This window comes from Bradyrhizobium diazoefficiens USDA 110 (genome assembly GCF_000011365.1).
GTDB classification, from domain to species: Bacteria; Pseudomonadota; Alphaproteobacteria; order Rhizobiales; family Xanthobacteraceae; genus Bradyrhizobium; species Bradyrhizobium diazoefficiens.
Window position 1 is genome coordinate 5,170,322 of sequence record NC_004463.1, and the last position, 21,539, is coordinate 5,191,860.

Sequence of the window (21,539 nt, forward strand, 5' to 3'; positions counted from 1 at the left end):
TTGAAACCATTCATTTTCATCGCCGCCATTGCACTCCTTGCGGCGTCCCCCGCCCGCTCGCAGCCGCTGGTCGATCCCAACAAGGTTGCTCCCGAATTCCGCGAGGCGGCCGAGAAGCGCCGGGCCGAGCAGTTGCGGCAGCGTGAATGCGCGCTGAAGGCCGATCTCGACAAGGTGCTGCCCAGGGATCGCACCGCGTATCTGAACCATTGCCTCGACACGCTCGCAGCCAGGCAATAGCGGCTGGTCGGGCAGCTCTAACGACCTGAGCCTGTTGACGACCTCAGCCTGCCGCCAGTCGCGGCGGGCCGATGACGCCCGGCCGCATCTTGCGAGCATCGCCGTCGTGCGCACGACATCGGCTGCGACAAGACCTCCGGTGAATTCACCAAGGCCTTCAGGCTTTCTTCAGACATTTGGGATCACCTGACGATCCATTCCCATCGGTCATTGTCGGTCGCGCATGAGTTTCGTCCAGATTCAGTGCACGCGCTGCAAGTCCGTGTTCCGCGATCGCGCCGGGCGGTTGCAGGACGGCTATTCCAGGCAATGTCCGAGTTGCGAGGTGGTGCTGTTTTTCGCCGAGGATTCGCAGCACCCCTTCTTCAAGCGCGCGATGCGCAACGCGCGCAACGCGCGCAAGGCGCGCAAGGAACAGCGCGAGGCCGAGGCGGCAAGGCGCGTCGCGCCGGAGCCGCGCGCGGCGCGCTCGCGGTCATTCGCCGGGCGGGACCGATCGGTGGATCGGGAAGACTAGAGCCGTTGTCCGTTCCGATAGAATCGGAACGGGGCCCTGGATTCCTATTTTGACGCGTTGTCTTGACGCCAACCGGTATCCACTTCGCGAGAACGCGAACTCAGCCGCGCCGCCGCGGCTTCCTCGGAAACAGGCGGTCGCGGATATAGCGCGAGGTCGGGGTCAGGCGGATGCCGCGCGGCTTCTGCCAGGCGGCGCGGTCGATCTCCTTCTTGTCGCCGATCGCGAGCCTGCCCTTGGCGCCCTTGGCGATGAAGATCGCATCGCTCATCTTGCGGCCGGAGCGCTTGTTCCTGGCCTTCACTTCCTTCCAGAGGCTGATCCGGCCAAGCTTCAGCTTGGGCAGCTCCTCCTTGATCTCGCGCCGCAGGCAGTCCTTCTCGGACTCGCGCGCGCGCTTGCGGCCGCCCGGGAACATCCACAGGCCGTCCGACCGGCGTCTGACCAACAATACCTTGCCGCGCTTGGCGGCAACCAGCTTGGAAGACTTCGCCATTGCTGCCGTAATCGAAAATAGAATCGTCCCAATCGTAACTTGTCTAGTCGGATAGACAAGTTCGGGACGCGCCTTGATCACAGGCCGCGGGCCTTCAGGCCAGCTGCGACACGGCGTTCAGATCGCGCCGTTCGAGGACGCAAGATCAGCCTTCGCTCGCCTTCGCGCCCGCCCCCGCCCGGTCCTCCGTCCTGATCCAGGCCATCATCATCTCCCAGGCCACCGACAGGATGATCGGCCCGATGAACAGGCCGACGATGCCATGGGCGAGCGTGCCGCCGATCACGCCGACGAAGATCACGATTGTCGGCGTGGTCAGGCCGCGCCCCATCACGAGCGGCTTCAGCATGGTGTCGATGAAACCGACCAGGACGAGAAACACCGTGAGCAGCAGCGCCGTGGTGACGTCCTTGGCGGTCCAGATCCAGATGATCACCGGCAGCAGCACGAGGAAGGCGCCGATCTGCACGATCGAGAGCAGCAGCACGATGAAGGCGAGAAGGCCGGCGCTCGGAACGGCTGCGAGCTTGAAGCCGATGCCGGCGAGCAGTGCCTGCACGATCGCGACGCCGATCACCCCTTGCGCCACGGCGCGGATGGTCGCGCCTGCAAGCCCCAGGAAATGCTCGCTCTGCTCGGGCACGATGCGAAACAGGAAGCCGCGGCTGGCCGCGACCAGCCTCGGCCCATGCGGGAACAGGAAGCCCGCGACGAACACCGAGACCAGAAACTGGAGCGTGCCGACGCCGGCATCGCCCGCGAACGACAGCAGCGGTCCTGCCAGCGGCTGGAGATAGGGCGCCACTTCGCGCAGCACCGCGCGGATGTTGGTGTAGGCCTGGTCCCAGAGGTCGTAGAGCCACGGGCCGACGAGCGGCCACGACTTGAGCTGCTCCGGCGCCGACTGGAGCGCGAGATCGCCGGTGCCGAGCTGGTGCGCCAGCTCGCGCACGCCGTCCACCGCGCTGATACCGAGCCAGGTTGCAGGGCCGATGACGATGCCGAGCGTGATCAAGGTGAGGATCGCCGCGGCGGTCTTGGGCCGACCGCCGAGGATCTTGGCGACCCAGCTGAAGGCCGGATAGAACGCGACCGCGAGCACGCCGCTCCAGGCCAGGATCGGCACGAACGGGCGGATGATCAGGAAGGTCCAGATGATCAGCAGGGCGAGCAGGCCGAGCCGGATCACGAGCTGGATGATGTCCTCTCCCGTCAGGAGCTGACGGAGGCTTTTCACGGGCACGACTTTCTTTGCGGCATCGACGCTGGTTCCGGCACATGCACGGGCAAGCCGTTATTGCCAGCCCCGCATCCGGCGTCAAGACGACCGGGCTCCCGCTCCGGCTTGACCGGACCGAGGGCTGATCCTGCGGCAACGCCTGCGCGGCTAGAAGTGGTAGTTCACGCCGACCGTTCCGGTCTGGATGTTCAGCTTCACATTGGCCGGCGTGGCCGCCAGGTTGCCTGATGTCACCGGCTGCTCGGTGATCGCGGCGAAGCCCATGTAGTTGTACTCGGCCCTCACCGACCAGTTCGGCATGAACATCCATTCGACGCCGCCGCCGGCGAGCCAGCCGGTGCGGTTGAAGCTGCCCGAGGCAGAACCGGCGAGCGCGCCGGCAAGGCCATTATTGGCATTGTACTTGTCGCGGGTGAAGGCCGCACCGCCCTTGGCGTAGAGCAGCACGCGGTCGAAGGCGACGCCGAACCGGCCGGCGACCGTGGCGATGTAGTCGTTCTTGAGCGACAAGGTGAAGCCGGCGCCGCCGCCGAACGGACCGCCGGCGTTCAGCGTGACGCTGGACCAGGCGCCCGTGCCCTCGAGGCCCACCACGACATTGCCGATCTGGTAGTTGCCGCCGATCTGGCCGCCGACGATGCCGCCGCTGGCGGTGACGGAGGTCCAGACCGCGGTCGGATCGGTCGGGTCGATGCCGGTCCACTTACTCCAGGCGCCGCCGCCATGGGCGCCGATGTAAAAGCCGGTCCAGGTGAAGATCGCAGCCGGCACCGGCGCCTTCACCGGCGCAGGCGCGATGATATCCGCAGCAAATGCCGGCGTAGCCAGCGACAGCAGCGCAGCCGTCAAAACGAGCTTCGTCCCCATCATCTCACCCCCACTTGCGCGCCTTCCGACCGAGGCGACTGGGTGAAATCTAGCTGCCGGACCAGGCGCGCGCTTGGACCTGTCGGCGGCGCGATTTGGACTGACCGGCGCTCCGAACACCCGGAACATCCTGCACTGGCTCGGAGCGGAGCCCGGTTTGGCTAACGGCGATTAACCGGATTTCGTTGCCCCAGTTTACGCCGATGCAAAGACCCGCTCCTACCGTGCACCGAGGTCCCAAGAAAACATTCCGTGCAAATGGCCAACAGCATCTGGACGATCGAAGAATTCACCTGCACCGGTTGCAGCATGAACTACACCGCGACCAGGGAAGAGCACAGCGAAGCGCATTCCGGCAGCTTCAAATGCAAAATCTGCAGCGGCGTGGTGCACGCATGGTCCGGCAAGCATCACTTCTTCGGCTGGCAAGCCGTGAAGACGAAGCCGCCGGTATTCGGCCGGCGCTGGGCGGGCGTGGGTTGGTAGTAGACGGACGCTGACGAGCGAGCGGGCCGCGCGGCGGGTTTGGCCGCGATACCGGTCATCGATTGCGTATGGTTGGCGCAGAGAGAAGCATCGTCAGTCGATAGTCGGGCCAGCCCGCAAGAGACAGCGACACCTGCTGATAGCGCAGCAGTCCCATGGTCGGATGATCGAACGCACGTTCGCCCCCTTCGCGTGCCAAAACCCCCTGCGTCTCCCAGCAGCGCTCGAAGTCCGAGCTTCCAATTCTCAGTTCGTCTACGAGGCGGCGAATATCCGGATCGTCGGCGTAGCCCGTCACCGCGGCGCGGAACTCTGCGACGACGCGATGCGCACGGGACGTCCAGTCCAGGATCAGAGTTCGCGCCTCAGGCCGGAGGAAGATGTAGCGCAGAAGGTTTTTTTCGCCGTCAGCATCGAGCCATCCCGCAAACAGCCGGGACGCTTTCGCGTTCCAACGGCGCGCGCTCCATGTGCGATCGAGGATGTAGGCGGGACCATCGATCGCATCGACGCAGGCCAGTACCCCCTCAGGTGGATCATCCCTGTTGCCCGGCCGCTCCGGATCGCGCTTGCCCGCAAGCTCAAACAGATAGCCGCGCTCGGCTCGTGACAGGCGCAATCCGCGTGCGAGGCGCGCAAGTGTCGAAGCAGAGACGGACACATCGCGCCCCTGCTCGATCCATGTGTACCAGGTGGCGCTCAATCCGCAGAGCTGAGCGACCTCCTCGCGCCGGAGGCCGGGCGTGCGCCGTCGTGGTCCGGCGGCGAGACCGAATTCCGCCGGAGACTGGCGCTCCCGGAGCGCCCGCAAGAACGCGCTGAGCGAGAGTGCCGGAGCAATCGGATCCTGTCCTTTCATGGTGGTCTTTATACCAGGATAACGTGTATCCTTAAACCGGTACATTTGACATGTTAGTTTCGGCCTCGGCTTCGTCGCTACGCAAAGGACGGACGGAAATGGGCAAGCAATTCGCAAGGATCGAGCCAGAGCACAGGGCTTTCATCGAGCGGCAGAAGATCTTCTTCGTCGCCAGCGCCCCGCCGAAGGGACGCATCAACGTCTCGCCCAAGGGCCTGTCCTCATTCCGGGTGCTCGGAGAAACTGACGTCGCCTACCTCGATTGCACTGGCAGCGGCAGCGAGACCCGCGCGCATCTGGTCGCCTCGAACGACAAGCGGCTGACCATCATGTTTTGCGCCTTCGATGGCGATCCGATGATCCTGCGGCTCTATGGTCAGGGTCGATCGCTGATGCGCGGCACGCCGGAGTACGCCGATCTCGTTCCGAAGTTCGAGGAAGTTGCAGGCGCCCGCCAAATCGTACGCCTCTCGATTGACCTCGTGCAGACGTCGTGCGGTCTGGGCGTGCCGCTGTTCGACTACAAGCAAGAGCGTGGCAACCTCGTGCGCTACTGGACGGCGCAGAGCGTCAACAATCTGCGAAAATACTGGGGTCTGAAGAACATGAAGAGCATCGACGGCCTGCCGACCGACTTTGCCCCCGACACCATGGCTCCGCCACGCTGACAGACCAAGACTGCGTTCCCCCACACCTCCGTCATTGCGAGCGCAGCGAAACAATCCAGAATCTTTCCGCGCGTGACAGCCTGGATTGTTTCGCTGCGCTCGCAATGACGAGTCTGTTGAAGCATGGTTGCGATCTCTGCCACGTCGCCCTGGCGAAGGCCGGGCCCATTACCCCGGTCAAGGCCGCCTGCCAGAACAGCGGCTTCTGCTCAGCTGCGACACGGCTTAAACTCCCCTTCCCCGCAACTGAAGCCGCCACGCAATGACCGCACCTTTCGTTCCCCAGATCGCCCTCTATCGCAACTGGCTCGCCGAGCAGCGCGGCCTCACCTTCGGCAGCTACGAAGACATGCGGCAATGGTCGGTGCGCGATCTCGACGGCTTCTGGCGCAGCATCTGGGACTATTATGATCTGCAATCGCCGACGCCGTTCGCGGCCGTGATCACCGAGCGCAAGATGCCCGGCGCGGTCTGGTTTCCAGGCGCGCAGGTGAACTATGCGCGTCAGGTATTCCGGCATGTCGAAGCGGCCGACGCCGCCGGCCTGCCCGCGATCGTCAGCGGCGGCGAGGACGGCAGGCTGAGGGAAACGAGCTGGCCGGAGCTGCGGCGCAAGGCGGCCGCGCTCGCGCTGCATCTGAAGGATAACGGTATCAAGCCCGGCGACCGCGTCGCGGCCTACCTGCCCAACATTCCCGAGACCATCATCGCGTTCCTCGCGACCGCCAGCATCGGCGCGGTCTGGAGCGTCTGCGCACCCGACATGGCCGCGCCCGCCGTGATCGACCGCTTCAAGCAGATCGAACCCAAAGTGCTGATCGCCTGCGACGCCGTCACCTATGCCGGCCGGCGGCACGACCGGCGCGACGTCGTCGCCGAACTGCGGCGATCGCTGCCCACGGTCGCGCATGTCATCCTGCACAGCGAGGCCGGTGCGCCTGCCGCGCCGGATGCCCTGCTCTCCGATATTGTCGCCAGGACAAGCGCCGCGATTGACACGTTCGAGCCGGCCTGGCTGCCGTTCGATCATCCGCTCTGGATCGTCTATTCCAGCGGCACCACCGGCCTGCCCAAGCCGATCGTGCACGGCCATGGCGGCATCGTCATCGTGGTGCTCGCGCTGCTCGGCCTGCACAACGACATCGGCTGCTCCTATCACCAAAATTCTTTCGGCGAGCGCTATCACTGGTACTCTTCGACCGGCTGGATCATGTGGAATTCGCAAGTCGGCGGCCTGCTCGGCGGCGCCACCTGCTGCATCTTCGACGGCAGCCCCGGCGGCGCCAAGGACAAGCCGGACTGGACCACGCTGTGGCGCTTCGTGGCGCAATCGAAAGCGACCTTCTTCGGCGCGGGCGCGGCGTTCTTCGCCAACTGCGCCAAGGCCGAAATCGATCTTGCCGCCGCGGGCGATCTGTCGCGGCTGCGCTGCCTCGGCTCGACCGGATCGCCGCTCAGCGCCGACACGCAAGCCTGGTTCAACGACCGCTTCGCCGCACTGTCGAAGACCAATGGCAGCAAGGCGCAGGCCGACATCTGGTGGGCGAACATTTCCGGCGGCACCGATTTCGCCGGTGCCTTCATCGGCGGCAACCGCGAATTGCCACAAACGCCCGGCGCGATGCAGTGTCGCCTGCTCGGCGCCGCCGTCGAAGCCTTCAGCGAACAGGGCCGCGCCGTCACGGACGAGGTCGGCGAGCTCGTCTGCACCGAGCCGATGCCGTCGATGCCGCTCTACTTCTGGAACGACAAGGACGGCGTGCGTTACCGCTCCAGCTATTTCGAGACCTATCCGGACAATTTCGACGGCAGCGGCCGCGGCCCCGTGTGGCGGCACGGCGACTGGCTCAAGGTCAACCCGGACGGCTCCTGCATCATCTACGGCCGCAGCGATGCCACCATCAACCGGCACGGCCTGCGCATGGGCACGAGCGAACTCTATTCCGCGATCGAAGCCTTGCCGGAGGTGCTGGACTCCCTCGTCGTCGACCTCGAATATCTCGGCCGCGACAGCTACATGCCGCTGTTCGTGGTGCTTCGCGAAGGCGTCGCGCTCGACGCCGCGATGCAGGAGAAGATCAACAAGGCGATCGAGGCCGGTCTCTCCCGGCGCTTCCTGCCGAACGAAATCTTCGCCGTCGCCGAGATCCCGCGCACGCTGTCGGGCAAGAAGCAGGAGCTGCCGATCAAGAAGCTGCTGCTCGGCCAGCCCGTCGAGAAGGTCATCAACAAGGAGGCGATGGCCAATCCCGGCTGCCTCGACTGGTATCTCGCCTTCGCGCGCGACTACCTGGCGCGAAGCGCTGCGTAGCTGCGATCAGCCTCCGCCGAAATTGGAGGGATCAAGATTCCTGTTCTCCGACGGCGGGATCGGCGGCCACCCGGGAAATTTGTACCAGCCGGGCGGCACCGGCGCGTCCTCGGCCGGAAGGACGACCACGGGGTGGTGCGGGCGGGCGTGGCGCGCCGGCGCGGCGGCGGCAGCCGAACATGCTGACATCAAGAGGATCACAATCGGGATAAACCGCATCGCATGGGCTCCAAACGTCCACCCGGGCTGACATGTGGTGCGGGAACCATGCTGTGCCCACGCATACGCGACGTCGCGACCGGTCACAACGGCGGCACCGCGACATGCGGACGATCAGCCCAATTGCGCCGATGCCGTTTGCACTCCGTTCACTGATCGCCGCTAGATCAGGACGAATCCACAGCGACGAACCGCGGAAATGGCCGACCTCAACGCCGTCCTCACCAGGCTCAACGATCGTCTGCTCCGCCTCGAGGGCGAGCTGTTCGTGCTGCGCTCGCTGGCGCGCGCAACCCTGACGGCCGGCGACGACCATGCGGCGCGGATGCGCAAGCTGGTCGAGGCGGCCAAGGTCGCGCTCGACGACGAGGCGAAGCGGGAGCTCGACAAGCCGACGCGAAAATATGTCGATGCGGCCACCGCACTCGTGGAGGAATTGCTGGTGGAGCCGACCCCGGCGCGGCCATTGTTCACCGTCATCGACGGCGGCCGGCGCGACTGAGCGCGTCAGATCAAACGTGTCGTATCGGCATCGTTGGAGCCAGCCTTCAGCCGGCTGAGACCTGCCTCGATGATCGCGATCTCCTCGTCGATCTGACCGATCGGCAGGCTGAAATCATAGCCCGACCTGCTCTTCAGATCGACCGCGAGGCGCTGCCTGTGCATCATCAGCTCGTCGAGGCCGCGCCTGTTCTTCAGTCGGACATAGATGTCGACGATCTGCTCAATCGCGCTCGGCATGAAATCGGTCCCGGCGAAAAAGCCCGCGCGGCGCACCCACGCCGGCGGGACATTTTCGGTGTCGCGGTACGCATTACAAATCCGCGACGGATTCGTCGATACGCCAGGCAGGTTGAGAACGCGTTACCGTCAGATGATTTTGCGACGCGCGGCATGAAAAGGCCGCTGGCGATCAGGCCAGCGGCCAAAGCCGGGTTCGAAAATGGATCCGGATCAAATGTCGCCAGCCCCGGTATCGCCATTCTAACCGCGGGATGGATTCCTTCTGTTCGAAATGAAACACAGGAACCGTCACATCATCATTTGCCGCTCGACCGTGGCCGTGCGGCAACGCTAGTCGGTGACGCAGAAGTACGTCCGCGGCAGTCGGCGATAGGCGCTGTAGCGATAATGCGGCCGGTAGGCGTAGCCGCGATAGAGCGCCGGCGGCTCCTCGCCGTAATAGGCGCCATCATAGAAATTATAGACCGGTCCCCCCGCGCAACGATAAGCGTCCCAGGTCGGCCCGATGAACGGCGCGACGCCGATCTCGGGCGGGACCGCCGGGTACGGCCCGCCGGCATGGCCCGGGGTGGCCGCAATCAGTGTCGCAAGAACGATGAACCAGGCGCTGCGCATGCGCTCGCTCCGAGCCGGTGCAATGGCGCGCATGCAAGCACCGGAACGGTCGGCCGCGCAATCGCGGAATTCACCGTCTCCTGCGCCCGGCGCATTGTTGATAACCGGCAGAAGCGGCCCGCAGATGGTGACACGGCGCCCGGACGTGTTATCGGGGGTATGACGCAGTTGCGAGACGGATCGGACACACATGCGCATTACCCTCGTCGGCTCCCGCCATTTCGGCGTGACCACCCTGAACATGCTCCGGGAGCACAGCGTGTCGATCGCGCGGGTCGTGGTGGCCGATGCCGAGGACCGCCTTGCTGCGACCGCCAGGGCGGCCGGCATCGAGGTGGTGGTGCAGGCCAATCCGAAGCTGGTGGTTGCCTCCGAGATCGCGCCCGACACCGATTTGATCATCACCGCGCACAGCCATGCCCGGATCGGAAAGGACGCGCTCGCCGCGGCCCGGTTCGGCGGGATCGGCTATCACCCCTCGCTGCTGCCGCGCCACCGTGGCAAGGCCGCCGTGGAATGGACCATCAAGGAAGGCGATCCGATCGCCGGTGGCACGATCTATCATCTCGCCGATCGCATGGATGCCGGCGCCATCGCCGCGCAGGACTGGTGCTTCGTCAAGAAGGGCGAGACCGCCCGCGAACTCTGGGAGCGCGCGCTCGCCCCGCTCGGGCTCAAATTGCTGGCCGACGTGATCGATTACGTCAAAGTCCACAAGGCACTGCCGGCCAAGGTTCAGGACGAGCAGTTCGCGACTTCCGCGCCGAGTCTGTCCTGACGTTTACCCTTAACGTGAAGCCACATTGATTCTGCTTGAAAAATCGGAGCCAGAAACACAAATAAACCATTGTTTCCACAGGAACAATTTTCGATTTGGCATTGCAACAAATTTCCGTCACATTTCGTCCGAATAAGCGTCAGGATATCAGACAAATTCAAGGACGGAATTCATGCGTTTTGGTCGCATCGCGGCGTTCTGTGCCGCTTCAGTTTTCGCCGGCACCCTCGCCGCCACCGCCTTCGCCCAGACCCCCTATGACGGCAACTGGCAGGTCACCATCGTGACCAAGTCCGGTTCCTGCGAGCCGACCGCAAGCTCCATGCTGACAGTCGCCGACGGCAAGATCACCGCGCCCGGCGCTAACGTTTCCGGCACCATCGGCAGCGGGGGACTTGTGAAAGTTTCGATCAATGGTGCATATGCCAACGGTCAACTCAGCGGCAACGCCGGATCGGGGAAGTGGAATGGAGCATCTGCAGGCATACCGTGCAGCGGGCGGTGGGAAGCATCGCGCCAATAAACCAATCGAGACTCGCGCCGGAGGCCGGCGGCTGCTGATCGCGGCCGCCGTTTTGCTTGCGGCAGCGTTCGCGAACACTGAAAGCAAGGCCCAGTCCGGCCCGTTTGCCCCGCTCGCGGGCAGCTGGAGCGGCGGCGGGATCGTCACCCTGGATGACGGCTCCACCGAACGCATCCGTTGCCGGGCCAAATATGCTCCGATCGGGCCCACCATGGAGATGTCGCTGACCTGTGCCAGCGACGCCTACAAGTTCAACCTCGCCGCCAACGTCCGGTCCGAAGGCAGCGCCATTACCGGCGGTTGGAGCGAGGCCAGCCGTAACATCAGCGGCTCGCTCCAGGGCCGCGGTGGCGGTGGAAGTTTCGAGGTGGTCGCCAGCGCCGCTGGTTTCAACGCAAACATCTCGCTGCGGACCTCCGGCAACAAGCAGACGGTCACGATGCGCGCGGACAGCCAGTTCCGCGGCGCCAACATCTCGATGTCGCGCTAAGCCAGTACGACGACACGACAATCGATCCGGCGCCCGCGCCGGATCGATTTTTTTATGCGCTGGGAACGAACGCCGTCACCTCGATCTCGACCTTGGCCCGGTCGTCGACGAGGCCTCCGATGTAGAGCAGCGTCGAAGGCGGGAAATTGCGGCCCAGCGTCTCCTTCCAGGCCGCGCCGATGCCGGCGCCTGCGGCCTCATATTCGCTGCGGCTGGTCAGGTACCAGGTTAGGCGGACGATGTGCTCGGGGCCGGCGCCGGCCTCGCCCAGCAGCTTGATGATCCGCTTCAGCGCGGTTGCGACCTGGCCTGCCATGTCAGGGGCGTATTCGCCCGCCTCGTCGCCGCCGGTCTGCCCGGCCAGCACCACCCAGCGGCCCGGCCCCTCGACCACGACGCCATGGGAAAAGCCGCGCGGTTTCTTCCACTCGGCCGGCTGCAGGATACGCATGAGCTGTTTCTCCCATTTCGCTCGTTGGCCCTCCCTTAGCACGCACCCGTGCATCGCTGCATCCGCAGTTTTGGCCGTTGTAAACCGTATTGATGTCGCGGATACCAGCCTGCCCTCCAACGCCCTTTCCTTCCGCATCGGCGCCAATGACCACTCCTCCGTCCAAAACGATGGCTGCATTGTGGATGGCCGGGTGGCTGTCGCTGACCCTGGTGATGGCGGTCGCGGGACGCGAGGCCGTGCGCGAGATGAACGTCTTCCAGGTGATGGAGGTTCGCTCGCTGCTCGGCCTCTGCATGCTGTATCCGATGATCCGGCGCGCCGGCGGATTCGGGACGCTCAGGACGAGGCGCCTGCCGCAGCACATCGCGCGCAATCTGATCCACTACGTCTCGCAGCTCGGCTGGTTCTTCGCGCTGACGCTGATTCCGATCGGCCAGGTAGTGGCAATCGAGTTCACGATGCCGATCTGGACGGCGATCCTCGCCGCGAGCTTTCTGTCGGAGCGCATGACCTCGTGGAAGATCGCTGCGATCGTGCTCGGCCTCGTCGGCGTGATCGTCATCGTGCGGCCCGCGACCGGCGAGATCAATCAGGGCCAGTTGATCGCGCTCGGCGCCGCGGTCGGGTTCGGCGTGTCCATGGCGTTGGTGAAATCGCTCACCCGGACCGAGAGCGCGCTGGCGGTCCTGTTCTGGATGCTGGTCGTGCAGTCGGTCGCAGGCTTCCTGCCGGCGCTCTATGTCTGGGCCTGGCCGCCGACTTATGTCTGGGGTTGGGTGGCGGTGATCTCGGTCTGCGGCACGTTCGCGCATTATTGCCTCGCCAGCGCCATGCGCTACGCGGACGCGACGGTGGTGGTTCCGATGGACTTCCTGCGGGTTCCTCTCACCGCGACGGCCGGCTGGCTGCTGTATTCAGAACGGCTTGACGGCTGGACCGTGCTCGGGGCGGCGCTGATCCTGTTCGGCAACCTCCTGAATCTGAAGCCGGCGGCCCCGATTCCGGCCCGCGCGCAGTGAACCGGCGCGCGGCCTCGCGCGACAAAAACCAAGTGGTCGAACGTGATCTGGATCACGTTGGAAGGGGCATTCCATCGTGCACATTCGGCCGCGAAGCAGTGGGTTGGGCGAACCGTCGTTTCGCTAGCGCGAAGCCGGGCGTTTTCGTGTAGGTTCGTCGCCAATTTGTTGCTGCCTGCAATTCGATTCTGGGGATTTCAGATGCGCTATCTCACCCTCATCGCCTCGCTGATGTGCATGGCACTGTCGGTCAGTGCCGCGAAGGCGGACCGCCGTGTTGCTTTCGTCGTCGGCAACGGTTCCTACAAGAACGTCGCGCAATTGCCGAACCCGCCGATCGACGCCAAGGCGATGGCGGCGACGCTGCGCAATGTCGGCTTCGACGTGATCGAAGGGTCCAATCTCAGCCGCGACCAGATGACGGAAAAGCTGCTCGACTTCGGCCGCAAGGCGCAGGGCTCCGACATCGCATTGTTCTACTATGCCGGTCACGGCATCGCCGTCGGCGGCACCAACTACCTGCTGCCGGTTGACGCCGACATCAAGTCGGAGATGGATGTCAAGCTGGGCGCTGCCATCAACATCGACCTGACACTCGAGCAGACCATGGGCGATGCCAAGGTCAAGCTCGTCTTCCTCGATGCCTGCCGCGACAATCCGTTCGCCGCCAAGATCAAGTCGAACTCCGCAACCCGCAGCGTCAACGTGCAGAGCGGCCTTGCCGAGATGAAGTCCGGCGAAGGCACGCTGATCGCGTTCGCAACCGGCCCCGGCCAGACCGCGCTCGACGGCCAGGAGGGCAACAACAGCCCGTTCACCCGCGCGCTGATCGACAACATCACCAAGCCCGGCATCGAGATCCAGCAAGCGATGACGTCGGTGCGCGCCCAGGTCAACGAAGAGACCCACAAGGGCCAGCTTCCCTGGGGCCACACCAACCTGATCGGCGCCGTCTATCTCAACCAGGCCCCGACCACCCAGGTTGCCAACGCGGCGCCGACGGCGGCTGGCAGCGTGCCGGCGGCGACTAGCGGCTCGGACGGCGTCGAACTCGAATACTGGCGCTCGGTGAAGGAGTCCAACAAGCCGGAAGAGCTCAACGCCTACCTCTCGGCCTATCCGAACGGCCAGTTCAAGGCCCTGGCGCTGGCGCGGCTTGCCGCGATCAAGAGCGGCCCCTCGACCGCGACGCGCACCCTCAACGCCGGCGTCGATCCTGCGACCTTCACCGATGAGGCCACTCAGATTACCGAGGACCAGATCGGCCTCGACAAGAACCAGCGCCGCGACGTGCAGCGTCGCCTCACCGGCCTCGGCTTCGACACCAAGCAGACTGGCGTGTTCAGCGACGAGACCCGGACCGTGCTCAAGCGCTGGCAGGCCGCGCGCGGCTATCCTTCGTCAGGTTACCTCAACAAGCTCCAGCACAAGGCGCTGCTCTCGGAGGTCGTGGCCGCTCCGCCGACTGCGAGCGACAACAGCCAGAAGGCGGCCCGGCGCGCCAGCGCCCCCGCGGCCAGCAGCGCACCGGCGCCGGCTCCCCAACGCAGCAACCCCGGCGATGCGGCCGGCGCGGCCTTCGTCGGCGGCGTCGTCGGCGGCATGATGGGCGGCATGTTCCGCCGCTGAGGCCAGATCAAACCCCAAATACAAAAGCCCGGCTCGCGCCGGGCTTTTTCGTTGGGGCAACCTAGAAAGACTACGCGCTACTTCCCCGCCGCCTTCCGCAGCGCCTCGTTGATGCGGTCCTGCCAGCCCGGGCCGCCCTCCTGGAAGAACTCCAGCACGTCCTGGTCGATGCGCAGCGTGACCTGCTCCTTGATCCCAGGTGCCACGTTCTGCTTCGGCGGCGCCGCGGCGACCTTGGCCGTCACCTTCTTGAACGCCGCCTCGGCCTCGGTCCTGGCATCGCCAAGCGTGCGCGGCCGCCTCGGTAGATCCGCCATGTCCTAGATTCCCTCAAACAGAGCCGTCGAAAGATACCGCTCGGAGAAGGACGGTACCACCGCCAGGATGGTTTTTCCCGCAGCTTCCGGCCGCTGGCCGATCTGGAGCGCGGCGGCGATCGCAGCACCCGAGGAGATACCGCCCGGAATGCCCTCGTGCCGCGCCAATGCGCGCGAGGTCTCGATCGCCGTGGTCGAGTTGATTTTGACGATCTCGTCGATCACGGAGCGATCGAGGATATCAGGGACGAAGCCCGCGCCGATGCCCTGGATCTTGTGCGGCGTATGCTGTCCCCCTGATAGCACCGGGCTCTCCTCCGGCTCGACCGCCACCACCCGCAACGAGGCCTTGCGCGGCTTGAGCACCTGGCCGACGCCGGTGATCGTGCCGCCGGTGCCGACGCCTGCAACGAAGAAATCGATGTTGCCGTCGGTGTCGTTCCAGATCTCCTCCGCGGTGGTGCGGCGGTGCACCTCGGGATTGGCGAGGTTCTTGAACTGCTGCGGCATCACCGAGTTCGGCGTCGTCTTCACCAGCTCCTCGGCGGCGGCGATCGCGCCCTTCATGCCTTGTGCGGCCGGCGTCAGCACCAGCTCCGCGCCGAGAAAGGCCAGCATCTTGCGCCGTTCGATCGACATCGATTCCGGCATCACGAGCTTGAGCCGGTAGCCGCGCGAGGCGGCGACGAAGGCGAGTGCGATGCCGGTATTGCCGGAGGTCGGTTCGATCAGCACGGTATCCGGCTTGACGATACCGGCCTTCTCCATGGCGATGATCATGGCAGCGCCGATGCGGTCCTTCACGCTCGCGGCCGGATTGAAATATTCAAGTTTTGCCAAAATCGTCGCGTTCACACCGTGCATGCCCGGCAGCCGTCGCAATCGCACGATCGGCGTGTCGCCAAAAGCTTCGACAATCGAGTCATAGATCCGGCCGCGGCCGGGTTGATGCGCTGCACGCGTGGCGGACGATGCGTCCATGATGAACTCCCTGTAGCGACAATTTGCGCTTCTGCCGTGGCTCTTGCGCAGTTACAGACAGCTTGCGGCGACACGCAAGCGACAATGCGGCACATGTTAAATACGCTGCATCGCAAAATCACGTGAGCTACAAATATCAGAAAACCAACGCTTTTGTGTTGCGACCTCGTCAAGTGATTCTGCTTATGTTAGACTTACGTCTCAAAGCAGGGAGGTCACCACGATGTCAGCAGTTGCTGAAGTGATGTCGACCGTCGCGCTGAACCGCGATCCGCGTTGTAGCGAGTTGCCCACCTGTCCGGTCTGCGCCGACTCCATGGTCGCCGCCGAAGCATCCGCCTACGTCTCGGACCACATGATCAGCTATCTCTGGACCTGCGACAATTGCGGTTACGGCTTCGTGACCAAGCATGCCGTCAGGCAGCGGATCGTGTGCAACTGACCCTCAGTCGCCCTGGCGCGGGGCGATGTCGCCCCTCGCCCAGTCCTCGCGTGTACGCTGGTAGAACTCGTCGAACGTTCCGTGTGCGATCGCGTCCCTGATGCCCTGCATCAGGGACTGATAGTATGCGATATTGATCTCGGACAGCAGCATTGCCCCCAGCGTCTCGCCCGCCTTGACGAGATGATGCAGGTAGGCGCGCGCGTAGCTGCGCGTCGACGGCCATGTGCTTTCTTCGTCGAGCGGACGCGGATCGTCCGCATGACGCGCGTTGCGCAGATTCACCTGACCGAAGCGGGTGAACGCGACGCCGTGGCGGCCATTGCGTGTCGGCATCACGCAATCGAACATGTCGATGCCGCGCTTCACGGCTTCGAGGATGTCGTCGGGCGTGCCGACACCCATCAGATAGCGCGGCCGCTCTTTCGGCAGCATCGGTGCGGTCTCGTCGATCATCGCCAGCATCACCGCCTGCGGTTCGCCGACCGCGAGGCCGCCGATCGCATAGCCGTGGAAGCCGATCGCGACGAGCCCTTCCGCGCTCGCATGACGAAGCTGGGGCACATCGCCGCCCTGCACGATGCCGAACAGCATGTAACCGTCCGGCGCGCTCTCGAAGGCGCGCTTGCTGCGCTCGGCCCAGCGCAGCGACAATTGCATCGCGCGCTCGATATCGGCGTGCTCGGCGGGCAGCCGCACGCATTCGTCCATCTGCATGGCGATGTCGGAGCCGAGGAAACGCTGCACCTCGATCGAGCGCTCCGGCGACAGCTCGACCTTGGCGCCGTCGATATGCGAACGGAAGGTGACGGCGTGCTCGCTGACCTTGCGCAGGTCAGCAAGCGACATCACCTGGAAGCCGCCGGAATCCGTCAGCATCGGCCCACTCCAGCCGGTGAACCGCTGCAAGCCGCCGAGCGCCGCAATCCGCTCGGCGCCGGGGCGCAGCATCAGATGATAGGTGTTGCCGAGCACGATGTCGGCGCCGGCATCGCGCACCTCGCGCCAGTGCATGCCCTTCATGGCCCCGGCGGTCCCGACCGGCATGAAGGCCGGCGTGCGCACCACGCCATGCGGCGTGGTCAGGCGCCCGGTGCGCGCGGTGCCATCGGTGGCGAGCAGTTCGAAATGATTGGGGAGAGCTGCGTCAGGACGATTCATGGCGGTGCTTATTGCGTGTCGGAGAAGGCCGATCAACCCGCGGGACCGCACTTCGGCCACCCCGTGCCTCAGACTGGGACACAAATGGCCCCGGATATGGTCCCCGCCACCTTGTTAAACAAAACGATACCGTGTAGTTTTACGGTGGGGGCTGGACGAAAAGCCGCGGCGAGTTTGCCGGCGGCGGTAGATGCGTGATCGCCAGCCACCGACGATGCCCTTCGCTTCACATTCGACTGACGTGCCCGTCCCTTCACATGGCCGGGACAGGCAGACAGGCGCCCGCCTGATCGGGTTCCTGGTCCTGGCGTGCAGCCTGGCGCTCGGCGCCTGCACCTCCCTGCCCCGCGCGCCCTACACCGCCGCCGAGGCCAGCACCTCGCGCGTGCTCGATATCGATGGCCTCAGGCGCTACGCCGACGACCCCGTCACGAAGTTCAGCTTCGAGAAGGACAACAGCAACGCGTCAAAGTCCTATCTGGCGCTCTCCGGGGGCGGTGCGGACGGTGCCTACGGCGTCGGCGTGCTCAACGGCTGGACCGCGGCCAGAACCCGCCCCACCTTCTCGGTCGTCTCCGGCGTGAGCACCGGCGGACTGATCGCGCCCTTTGCGTTCCTCGGCCCGCAATATGACGACACGTTGAAGGAGGTCTACACCAGCGGCATCGCGGAAAGCCTCCTGAACGACCCCAGCATCATCCGCGTGCTGTTCGGATCCGGCCTGTTCGGCAACACAAGGCTGCGCGAACTGGTCGCCCGCTATGTCGGGCCCGAGATCATGGCGCAAGTCGCGCGCGAGAATGCCAAGGGCCGAAGGCTATTGGTGGTGACGACCGATCTCGACACCCAGCGCACCGCGATCTGGAACATGGGCAAGATCGCCGAGATCGGCACGCCCGAGGCGCTCAAACTGTTTCGCGACGTGATGGCGGCCTCCGCCAGCATTCCCCTGGTGTTTCCACCGATCATGATCGACGCCGAAGGCCAGGGCCGCAGGTTTCAGGAGATGCACGTCGACGGCGGCGTGACGGCCCCGGTGCTGACGCTGCCGGAAGCCTTGCTCTTCCAGGGCAGCCGCCTGCCGGGCAGTGCGAAGATGGACATCTACATCCTCGTCAACAAGAAGATCGAACGCAACTTCGAGCTCGTGTCCAACAGCACCGTCGATGTCGCCTCACGCAGCCTGTCGTCGATCACCCAGTCGCAGACGCGCTCGATCATCTTCTCGACCTACGATTTCGCCAGGCGCAACCATTTGGGCTTCCATCTCTCCTACATCGCGCGCGACTACCCCGCACCGCCCTCGGAAGGATTCGACACCGCCTATATGCGGGCGCTGTATCAGTACGGATATGAGAAGGCGGCCGCGGGCCAGGCCTGGACGTCGGCGCTGCCATGAGACCCCGGTGCCGGAACGAGGTCGTATCGAGACCGTTGACGATAAGGCCAATTCGGCCAGATTCGCGATGACGCCCCGGTTGCTGCGCGTTATAGAGGCAGTGACGACCGCGCAGGAATCATTGGGCATGGGATTGACTGCGACAAAGACAAGACCGGCAGCAGCACGGCGCGAGGTGCCGAAATCACGCGGCGGCCGGCCGACGAAGACCGCCGCGATCGAGCGCGATCAGCGGCTGATCGAGGTCGCCACCCGCCTGTTCCTGGATCGCGGCTTCGACGCCACCTCGCTCGATGCGGTTGCGGAAGCGGCACGGGTGAGCAAGCCGACCGTCTATTCCCGTTACGGCGACAAGCGCGGCCTGTTTGCCGCCGTGCTGAGGCGCGAGATCGCGCGCTGGCTGGCGCCGCTGTCGGCGGCCGCCGAGACGCAGCTCAGCAGCGCCTCGGACATCCCCGTCGAGCAGCGGCTGGTCGAGATCGGGCGCGAGATGCTGAGCTTCACCTGCGGGCCCGATGCCGTCGCCTTCAGCCGCATGATGACGTCACAGGCCATTAACTTCCCCGATGTCGCCAAGCTCGGCATGGAGGAAGGCTGGCTCAAGGCTGTCGCCACGACGGCACGCTTCTTCGACCATCTGGTGGCGCAAGGCGCGCTCGACCTCGACGACACCACCATCGCAGCGGAAGTGTTTCTCGACGTCGTCGTCGGTCATACCCACCGCATGGCGACATTCGGAACGGCACTGGAGTTGAAGTCCGCGGAAAAGCGGATGCGTACCGCGATCAAGCTGTTCCTGGCCGGCGCGCTGGGTCCGGCCGACCGCGTCCAGGACGCCACCAAGGGCACGCCGCGGCGACGCCCATCCCGCTGACAATTCCGTGAGGTTGCGATCTATCCCCTGGGGGAACACGCCCTCGCCATTGACCAAAATAAAACGATACGGTATGGTTTAGTTAAGTCGGTACGGGCCGCTTTTTTCACCAGCCCCAAAAGAGGTCCGTACCGCTTCGATCGCCGCGGCGGGTACAGCTCGCCGCGGCGCTCCGCGGCCGGCCGATGCCCAAGGCCGGCCGCGAATTCTTTACGATCATCCGGCACACTCGCTGGCCGAGGGTTTCGAGCATGACGACAGCCAAACGATGGACCTCACGACTGCTTGCGATCGCCCTGCCCGCGCTGCTCCTCGCAGCGCCCGCGCGGGCAATCGTGACCGCAGGCACACCGACCGCGCTTCACAGCGACACAGATGGTGACGCTGAGGCGGATCGCCAAGCGGTCAGCCGCGAGATCGAGCGCTTCCGCGGTTCGTCGATCTCGATCAGCCAGGCCATGGCTCTCGCAGAGTCCCGCCACGCCGGCGCCACCACGGCGGACGTGAGTTTCGACGGCGCCTCCGGCGTGCCGGTCTACCGGGTGAAGACGCTGCACAACGACCGGATCTGGCGCCACACCATCAATGCCGCGACCGGCGAGTTCGTCGGCGGAGAGGCCGCCCTGCCCCTTGCCGAGCTCGACCGCGACGATCGCAGCAACCTCGCAGCACTCGGCGCGATCCGGCACCGCCTTGCGGATGCGGTGCGCGTCGCGGAGCAGGCCGCGTCCGGCAAGGCGATCAGCGGCGGCCTCGTGCGCGAACGTGGCCGGCTCAATTTCGCGATCGTCGTGATCAGCGGCGACGACCTCAAGGAGGTCATCCTCGAGCCGCCGGGCGCCCGGACGAAGTAGAGACGGCTCCCGGCCGGCGGCCACAATCCCGCCGAAAGGCCATTGACGGACGCAAGACTCTCCCCCATAAGTCGCCGCCATGTTCACGACCACCAAACGCACGACCAAAACCACCACGGCCTTCGGGGCCCGGGGAGGCGTGCGCGCGTAGTCGTCGACTGAAACGCATCAGCTCTACCGAAGCCCCGCCCTCGATGGTCCGGGGCTTTTTTGTTGTCTAAAGCTCACAGCATGATCCGGAAAAGTGGAATCCGGTTTTCCGACGAGATCATGCTCAACTTGAATGGAGGAGAATGTGAGTAACGATCCCGTCGTCGCGATTGTCGGCGTCACCGGTGCGGTGGGCGCCGAATTCATCGCCACCATGGACAAGCGTGGTTTCCGCGTCGGCAAGCTCAAGGCGCTGGCCAGCGCCCGCTCGGCCGGCAAGACGGTGTCGTTCCGCGGGCAAAACGTCGTCATCGAGGAACTGACCGAGCGCGCCTTCGAGGGTGTCGATATCGCCCTGTTCTCGGCCGGCGGCAGCATCTCGAAGAAGTATGCGCCGCTCGCGGTCAAGGCCGGCGCGGTCGTGGTCGACAACTCCTCCGCCTTCCGGATGGATCCGAACGTGCCGCTGGTGATCCCCGAGATCAACGCGAACCGCATCCGCGACCACAAGGGCATCATCGCCAACCCGAACTGCGCCGCGATCACCGCGCTGGTGCCGCTCTGGCCGATCCACCAGAAGAACCGCATCAAGCGCGTGATCATCTCGACCTACCAGGCGGCCTCCGGCGCCGGTGCCGCCGCCATGGAGGAGCTCGTCGAGTCCACCCGCGCCAATCTCAACGGGCAGGTCTATACGCCCAGGGTGATGCCGCACCCCTACGCCTTCAATCTCTTCAACCACAACACCGCGGTTGACCCTGAGACCGGCTACAACGACGAAGAGACCAAGGTCATCAAGGAGACCCGCAAGATCTTCGAGGACGAGACCATCGCCGTCGGCGTCACCTGCGTCCGCGTGCCGGTGCTGCGCGCCCATTGCGAGGCCATCACGTTCGAATGCGAGAAGCCAATCAGCGAGGACCAGGTCCGCGCCATCATGGCGCAGGCGCCCGGCGTGAAGATCGTCGACGACCGCGTGAAGAACCACTTCCCGATGCCGATCGACGCCTCGGGCCAGGATGACGTCCTGGTCGGCCGCATCCGCAAGGATCTCAGCGATCCCACGGGGCATTCGATCTCGATGTTCGTCGCGGCGGATCAGCTGCTCAAGGGTGCCGCGCTGAACGCGGTGCAGATCGCGGAGCTTTTGCCGCAGCGCGTGATGGCGTAAGCCGACCAGCGGGACGGGCGGCGTCAAGCGTCCGC

Annotated in this window: 27 protein-coding genes; 16 read left to right on the plus strand and 11 right to left on the minus strand. The window is 65.0% G+C overall.

Annotated features, from left to right (window positions below; all coding sequences use genetic code 11):
• Nucleotides 1–240 (plus strand): hypothetical protein, encoded by a 240-nt coding sequence (locus BJA_RS23400; protein WP_038967477.1) that lies wholly within the window; start codon nt 1–3, stop codon nt 238–240.
• Between the two features lie 325 nt (nt 241–565).
• Nucleotides 566–757 (plus strand): hypothetical protein, encoded by a 192-nt coding sequence (locus tag BJA_RS23405; RefSeq protein ID WP_370165973.1) that lies wholly within the window; start codon nt 566–568, stop codon nt 755–757.
• 100 nt (nt 758–857) lie between these two features.
• On the opposite strand, the gene BJA_RS23410 is transcribed toward BJA_RS23405, so the two are convergent.
• From BJA_RS23410 to BJA_RS23420, 3 genes are all read right to left on the minus strand, one after another.
• On the minus strand, nt 858–1,253 hold the full coding sequence (locus BJA_RS23410; protein ID WP_028173949.1) for an NUDIX hydrolase: 396 nt from the start codon (nt 1,251–1,253) through the stop codon (nt 858–860).
• A gap of 145 nt (nt 1,254–1,398) precedes the next feature.
• Complete coding sequence (locus BJA_RS23415; RefSeq protein WP_011087439.1) at nt 1,399–2,496, minus strand: AI-2E family transporter; 1,098 nt, start codon at nt 2,494–2,496, stop codon at nt 1,399–1,401.
• A gap of 144 nt (nt 2,497–2,640) precedes the next feature.
• Nucleotides 2,641–3,363 carry an outer membrane protein gene (locus BJA_RS23420; RefSeq protein WP_236842255.1) on the minus strand — a complete coding sequence of 241 codons (723 nt, stop codon included), beginning with the start codon at nt 3,361–3,363 and terminating at the stop codon, nt 2,641–2,643.
• 255 nt (nt 3,364–3,618) lie between these two features.
• Between BJA_RS23420 and BJA_RS23425 the strand changes: the two genes are divergently transcribed.
• Nucleotides 3,619–3,846: a hypothetical protein gene (locus tag BJA_RS23425; RefSeq protein ID WP_038967475.1), complete on the plus strand. Its 228-nt coding sequence runs from the start codon at nt 3,619–3,621 to the stop codon at nt 3,844–3,846.
• Between the two features lie 55 nt (nt 3,847–3,901).
• Here BJA_RS23425 and BJA_RS23430 read toward each other — a convergent pair whose 3' ends face one another.
• Nucleotides 3,902–4,705, minus strand: a complete 804-nt coding sequence (locus BJA_RS23430) for a helix-turn-helix transcriptional regulator (protein ID WP_038967474.1) — start codon at nt 4,703–4,705, stop codon at nt 3,902–3,904.
• Between the two features lie 98 nt (nt 4,706–4,803).
• On the opposite strand from BJA_RS23430, the gene BJA_RS23435 reads away from it, so the two are divergent.
• Nucleotides 4,804–5,373, plus strand: a complete 570-nt coding sequence (locus BJA_RS23435; protein WP_011087442.1) for a pyridoxamine 5'-phosphate oxidase family protein — start codon at nt 4,804–4,806, stop codon at nt 5,371–5,373.
• A 262-nt stretch (nt 5,374–5,635) separates the two neighbouring features.
• Nucleotides 5,636–7,684 (plus strand): acetoacetate--CoA ligase, encoded by a 2,049-nt coding sequence (locus BJA_RS23440; protein ID WP_011087443.1) that lies wholly within the window; start codon nt 5,636–5,638, stop codon nt 7,682–7,684.
• 6 nt (nt 7,685–7,690) lie between these two features.
• Here BJA_RS23440 and BJA_RS23445 read toward each other — a convergent pair whose 3' ends face one another.
• Nucleotides 7,691–7,903, minus strand: a complete 213-nt coding sequence (locus tag BJA_RS23445) for a hypothetical protein (protein WP_038967472.1) — start codon at nt 7,901–7,903, stop codon at nt 7,691–7,693.
• Between the two features lie 199 nt (nt 7,904–8,102).
• On the opposite strand from BJA_RS23445, the gene BJA_RS23450 reads away from it, so the two are divergent.
• Nucleotides 8,103–8,405 (plus strand): hypothetical protein, encoded by a 303-nt coding sequence (locus tag BJA_RS23450; protein ID WP_011087444.1) that lies wholly within the window; start codon nt 8,103–8,105, stop codon nt 8,403–8,405.
• A 5-nt stretch (nt 8,406–8,410) separates the two neighbouring features.
• Here the strand turns inward: BJA_RS23450 and BJA_RS23455 are convergent, their stop codons facing one another.
• Together BJA_RS23455 and BJA_RS23460 are read right to left on the minus strand one after the other, a co-directional pair.
• On the minus strand, nt 8,411–8,644 hold the full coding sequence (locus BJA_RS23455) for a hypothetical protein (protein ID WP_028173941.1): 234 nt from the start codon (nt 8,642–8,644) through the stop codon (nt 8,411–8,413).
• Nucleotides 8,645–8,977: 333 nt separating this feature from the next.
• Nucleotides 8,978–9,262 carry a hypothetical protein gene (locus BJA_RS23460; protein WP_038967471.1) on the minus strand — a complete coding sequence of 95 codons (285 nt, stop codon included), beginning with the start codon at nt 9,260–9,262 and terminating at the stop codon, nt 8,978–8,980.
• A gap of 190 nt (nt 9,263–9,452) precedes the next feature.
• Here BJA_RS23460 and BJA_RS23465 point away from each other — a divergent pair, with 190 nt between their 5' ends.
• From BJA_RS23465 to BJA_RS23475, 3 genes are all read left to right on the plus strand, one after another.
• A complete protein-coding gene (locus BJA_RS23465) occupies nt 9,453–10,040 on the plus strand; it encodes a formyltransferase family protein (protein WP_011087445.1) in 588 nt (195 codons plus the stop codon).
• A 172-nt stretch (nt 10,041–10,212) separates the two neighbouring features.
• Nucleotides 10,213–10,563, plus strand: a complete 351-nt coding sequence (locus BJA_RS23470) for a hypothetical protein (protein WP_038967470.1) — start codon at nt 10,213–10,215, stop codon at nt 10,561–10,563.
• A complete protein-coding gene (locus BJA_RS23475) occupies nt 10,508–11,053 on the plus strand; it encodes a hypothetical protein (RefSeq protein WP_028173939.1) in 546 nt (181 codons plus the stop codon). The genes BJA_RS23470 and BJA_RS23475 overlap by 56 nt, the downstream gene beginning before the upstream one ends.
• Nucleotides 11,054–11,105: 52 nt before the next feature.
• Here the strand turns inward: BJA_RS23475 and BJA_RS23480 are convergent, their stop codons facing one another.
• Nucleotides 11,106–11,504, minus strand: a complete 399-nt coding sequence (locus BJA_RS23480) for a RidA family protein (RefSeq protein WP_011087447.1) — start codon at nt 11,502–11,504, stop codon at nt 11,106–11,108.
• 146 nt (nt 11,505–11,650) lie between these two features.
• Here BJA_RS23480 and BJA_RS23485 point away from each other — a divergent pair, with 146 nt between their 5' ends.
• Complete coding sequence (locus BJA_RS23485) at nt 11,651–12,526, plus strand: DMT family transporter (protein WP_011087448.1); 876 nt, start codon at nt 11,651–11,653, stop codon at nt 12,524–12,526.
• Between the two features lie 201 nt (nt 12,527–12,727).
• Nucleotides 12,728–14,155: a caspase family protein gene (locus BJA_RS23490; protein ID WP_063921467.1), complete on the plus strand. Its 1,428-nt coding sequence runs from the start codon at nt 12,728–12,730 to the stop codon at nt 14,153–14,155.
• A 77-nt stretch (nt 14,156–14,232) separates the two neighbouring features.
• Here BJA_RS23490 and BJA_RS23495 read toward each other — a convergent pair whose 3' ends face one another.
• Together BJA_RS23495 and cysK are read right to left on the minus strand one after the other, a co-directional pair.
• Nucleotides 14,233–14,472, minus strand: coding sequence for a BrnA antitoxin family protein (locus BJA_RS23495; protein ID WP_011087450.1), 240 nt, complete (start codon nt 14,470–14,472; stop codon nt 14,233–14,235).
• 3 nt (nt 14,473–14,475) lie between these two features.
• The gene (gene cysK / locus BJA_RS23500) at nt 14,476–15,453 is read right to left on the minus strand and encodes a cysteine synthase A (protein WP_011087451.1); all 978 of its coding nucleotides are present in this window, start codon (nt 15,451–15,453) and stop codon (nt 14,476–14,478) included.
• A 223-nt stretch (nt 15,454–15,676) separates the two neighbouring features.
• Here cysK and BJA_RS23505 point away from each other — a divergent pair, with 223 nt between their 5' ends.
• Nucleotides 15,677–15,895, plus strand: a complete 219-nt coding sequence (locus tag BJA_RS23505) for a hypothetical protein (protein WP_038967464.1) — start codon at nt 15,677–15,679, stop codon at nt 15,893–15,895.
• A gap of 3 nt (nt 15,896–15,898) precedes the next feature.
• On the opposite strand, the gene tgt is transcribed toward BJA_RS23505, so the two are convergent.
• A complete protein-coding gene (tgt, locus tag BJA_RS23510) occupies nt 15,899–17,056 on the minus strand; it encodes a tRNA guanosine(34) transglycosylase Tgt (protein ID WP_038967463.1) in 1,158 nt (385 codons plus the stop codon).
• A 190-nt stretch (nt 17,057–17,246) separates the two neighbouring features.
• Here tgt and BJA_RS23515 point away from each other — a divergent pair, with 190 nt between their 5' ends.
• The 4 genes from BJA_RS23515 (at nt 17,247) to BJA_RS23530 (ending at nt 21,504) form a co-directional block, all read left to right on the plus strand.
• Nucleotides 17,247–18,455 (plus strand): patatin-like phospholipase family protein, encoded by a 1,209-nt coding sequence (locus BJA_RS23515; RefSeq protein WP_011087453.1) that lies wholly within the window; start codon nt 17,247–17,249, stop codon nt 18,453–18,455.
• A 127-nt stretch (nt 18,456–18,582) separates the two neighbouring features.
• Nucleotides 18,583–19,329 (plus strand): TetR/AcrR family transcriptional regulator, encoded by a 747-nt coding sequence (locus BJA_RS23520; protein WP_060912132.1) that lies wholly within the window; start codon nt 18,583–18,585, stop codon nt 19,327–19,329.
• Between the two features lie 251 nt (nt 19,330–19,580).
• Nucleotides 19,581–20,183, plus strand: a complete 603-nt coding sequence (locus tag BJA_RS23525) for a PepSY domain-containing protein (RefSeq protein WP_028171890.1) — start codon at nt 19,581–19,583, stop codon at nt 20,181–20,183.
• Nucleotides 20,184–20,466: 283 nt separating this feature from the next.
• Nucleotides 20,467–21,504 carry an aspartate-semialdehyde dehydrogenase gene (locus BJA_RS23530; protein ID WP_011087456.1) on the plus strand — a complete coding sequence of 346 codons (1,038 nt, stop codon included), beginning with the start codon at nt 20,467–20,469 and terminating at the stop codon, nt 21,502–21,504.
• The last annotated feature ends 35 nt before the right edge of the window (nt 21,505–21,539 follow it).

What these genes read in the sequence shown, in the direction of transcription:
- BJA_RS23410 (WP_028173949.1), bottom strand. Translation starts at nt 1,253, where the DNA reads ATGGCGAAGTCTTCCAAGCTGGTTGCCGCCAAGCGCGGCAAGGTATTG.
- BJA_RS23420 (WP_236842255.1), bottom strand. Translation starts at nt 3,363, where the DNA reads ATGATGGGGACGAAGCTCGTTTTGACGGCTGCGCTGCTGTCGCTGGCT.
- BJA_RS23425 (WP_038967475.1), top strand. Translation starts at nt 3,619, where the DNA reads ATGGCCAACAGCATCTGGACGATCGAAGAATTCACCTGCACCGGTTGC.
- BJA_RS23430 (WP_038967474.1), bottom strand. Translation starts at nt 4,705, where the DNA reads ATGAAAGGACAGGATCCGATTGCTCCGGCACTCTCGCTCAGCGCGTTC.
- BJA_RS23435 (WP_011087442.1), top strand. Translation starts at nt 4,804, where the DNA reads ATGGGCAAGCAATTCGCAAGGATCGAGCCAGAGCACAGGGCTTTCATC.
- BJA_RS23440 (WP_011087443.1), top strand. Translation starts at nt 5,636, where the DNA reads ATGACCGCACCTTTCGTTCCCCAGATCGCCCTCTATCGCAACTGGCTC.
- BJA_RS23445 (WP_038967472.1), bottom strand. Translation starts at nt 7,903, where the DNA reads ATGCGGTTTATCCCGATTGTGATCCTCTTGATGTCAGCATGTTCGGCT.
- BJA_RS23450 (WP_011087444.1), top strand. Translation starts at nt 8,103, where the DNA reads ATGGCCGACCTCAACGCCGTCCTCACCAGGCTCAACGATCGTCTGCTC.
- BJA_RS23455 (WP_028173941.1), bottom strand. Translation starts at nt 8,644, where the DNA reads ATGCCGAGCGCGATTGAGCAGATCGTCGACATCTATGTCCGACTGAAG.
- BJA_RS23460 (WP_038967471.1), bottom strand. Translation starts at nt 9,262, where the DNA reads ATGCGCAGCGCCTGGTTCATCGTTCTTGCGACACTGATTGCGGCCACC.
- BJA_RS23465 (WP_011087445.1), top strand. Translation starts at nt 9,453, where the DNA reads ATGCGCATTACCCTCGTCGGCTCCCGCCATTTCGGCGTGACCACCCTG.
- BJA_RS23470 (WP_038967470.1), top strand. Translation starts at nt 10,213, where the DNA reads ATGCGTTTTGGTCGCATCGCGGCGTTCTGTGCCGCTTCAGTTTTCGCC.
- BJA_RS23475 (WP_028173939.1), top strand. Translation starts at nt 10,508, where the DNA reads ATGGAGCATCTGCAGGCATACCGTGCAGCGGGCGGTGGGAAGCATCGC.
- BJA_RS23480 (WP_011087447.1), bottom strand. Translation starts at nt 11,504, where the DNA reads ATGCGTATCCTGCAGCCGGCCGAGTGGAAGAAACCGCGCGGCTTTTCC.
- BJA_RS23485 (WP_011087448.1), top strand. Translation starts at nt 11,651, where the DNA reads ATGACCACTCCTCCGTCCAAAACGATGGCTGCATTGTGGATGGCCGGG.
- BJA_RS23490 (WP_063921467.1), top strand. Translation starts at nt 12,728, where the DNA reads ATGCGCTATCTCACCCTCATCGCCTCGCTGATGTGCATGGCACTGTCG.
- BJA_RS23495 (WP_011087450.1), bottom strand. Translation starts at nt 14,472, where the DNA reads ATGGCGGATCTACCGAGGCGGCCGCGCACGCTTGGCGATGCCAGGACC.
- cysK (WP_011087451.1), bottom strand. Translation starts at nt 15,453, where the DNA reads ATGGACGCATCGTCCGCCACGCGTGCAGCGCATCAACCCGGCCGCGGC.
- BJA_RS23505 (WP_038967464.1), top strand. Translation starts at nt 15,677, where the DNA reads ATGTCAGCAGTTGCTGAAGTGATGTCGACCGTCGCGCTGAACCGCGAT.
- tgt (WP_038967463.1), bottom strand. Translation starts at nt 17,056, where the DNA reads ATGAATCGTCCTGACGCAGCTCTCCCCAATCATTTCGAACTGCTCGCC.
- BJA_RS23515 (WP_011087453.1), top strand. Translation starts at nt 17,247, where the DNA reads ATGCGTGATCGCCAGCCACCGACGATGCCCTTCGCTTCACATTCGACT.
- BJA_RS23520 (WP_060912132.1), top strand. Translation starts at nt 18,583, where the DNA reads ATGGGATTGACTGCGACAAAGACAAGACCGGCAGCAGCACGGCGCGAG.
- BJA_RS23525 (WP_028171890.1), top strand. Translation starts at nt 19,581, where the DNA reads ATGACGACAGCCAAACGATGGACCTCACGACTGCTTGCGATCGCCCTG.
- BJA_RS23530 (WP_011087456.1), top strand. Translation starts at nt 20,467, where the DNA reads ATGGAGGAGAATGTGAGTAACGATCCCGTCGTCGCGATTGTCGGCGTC.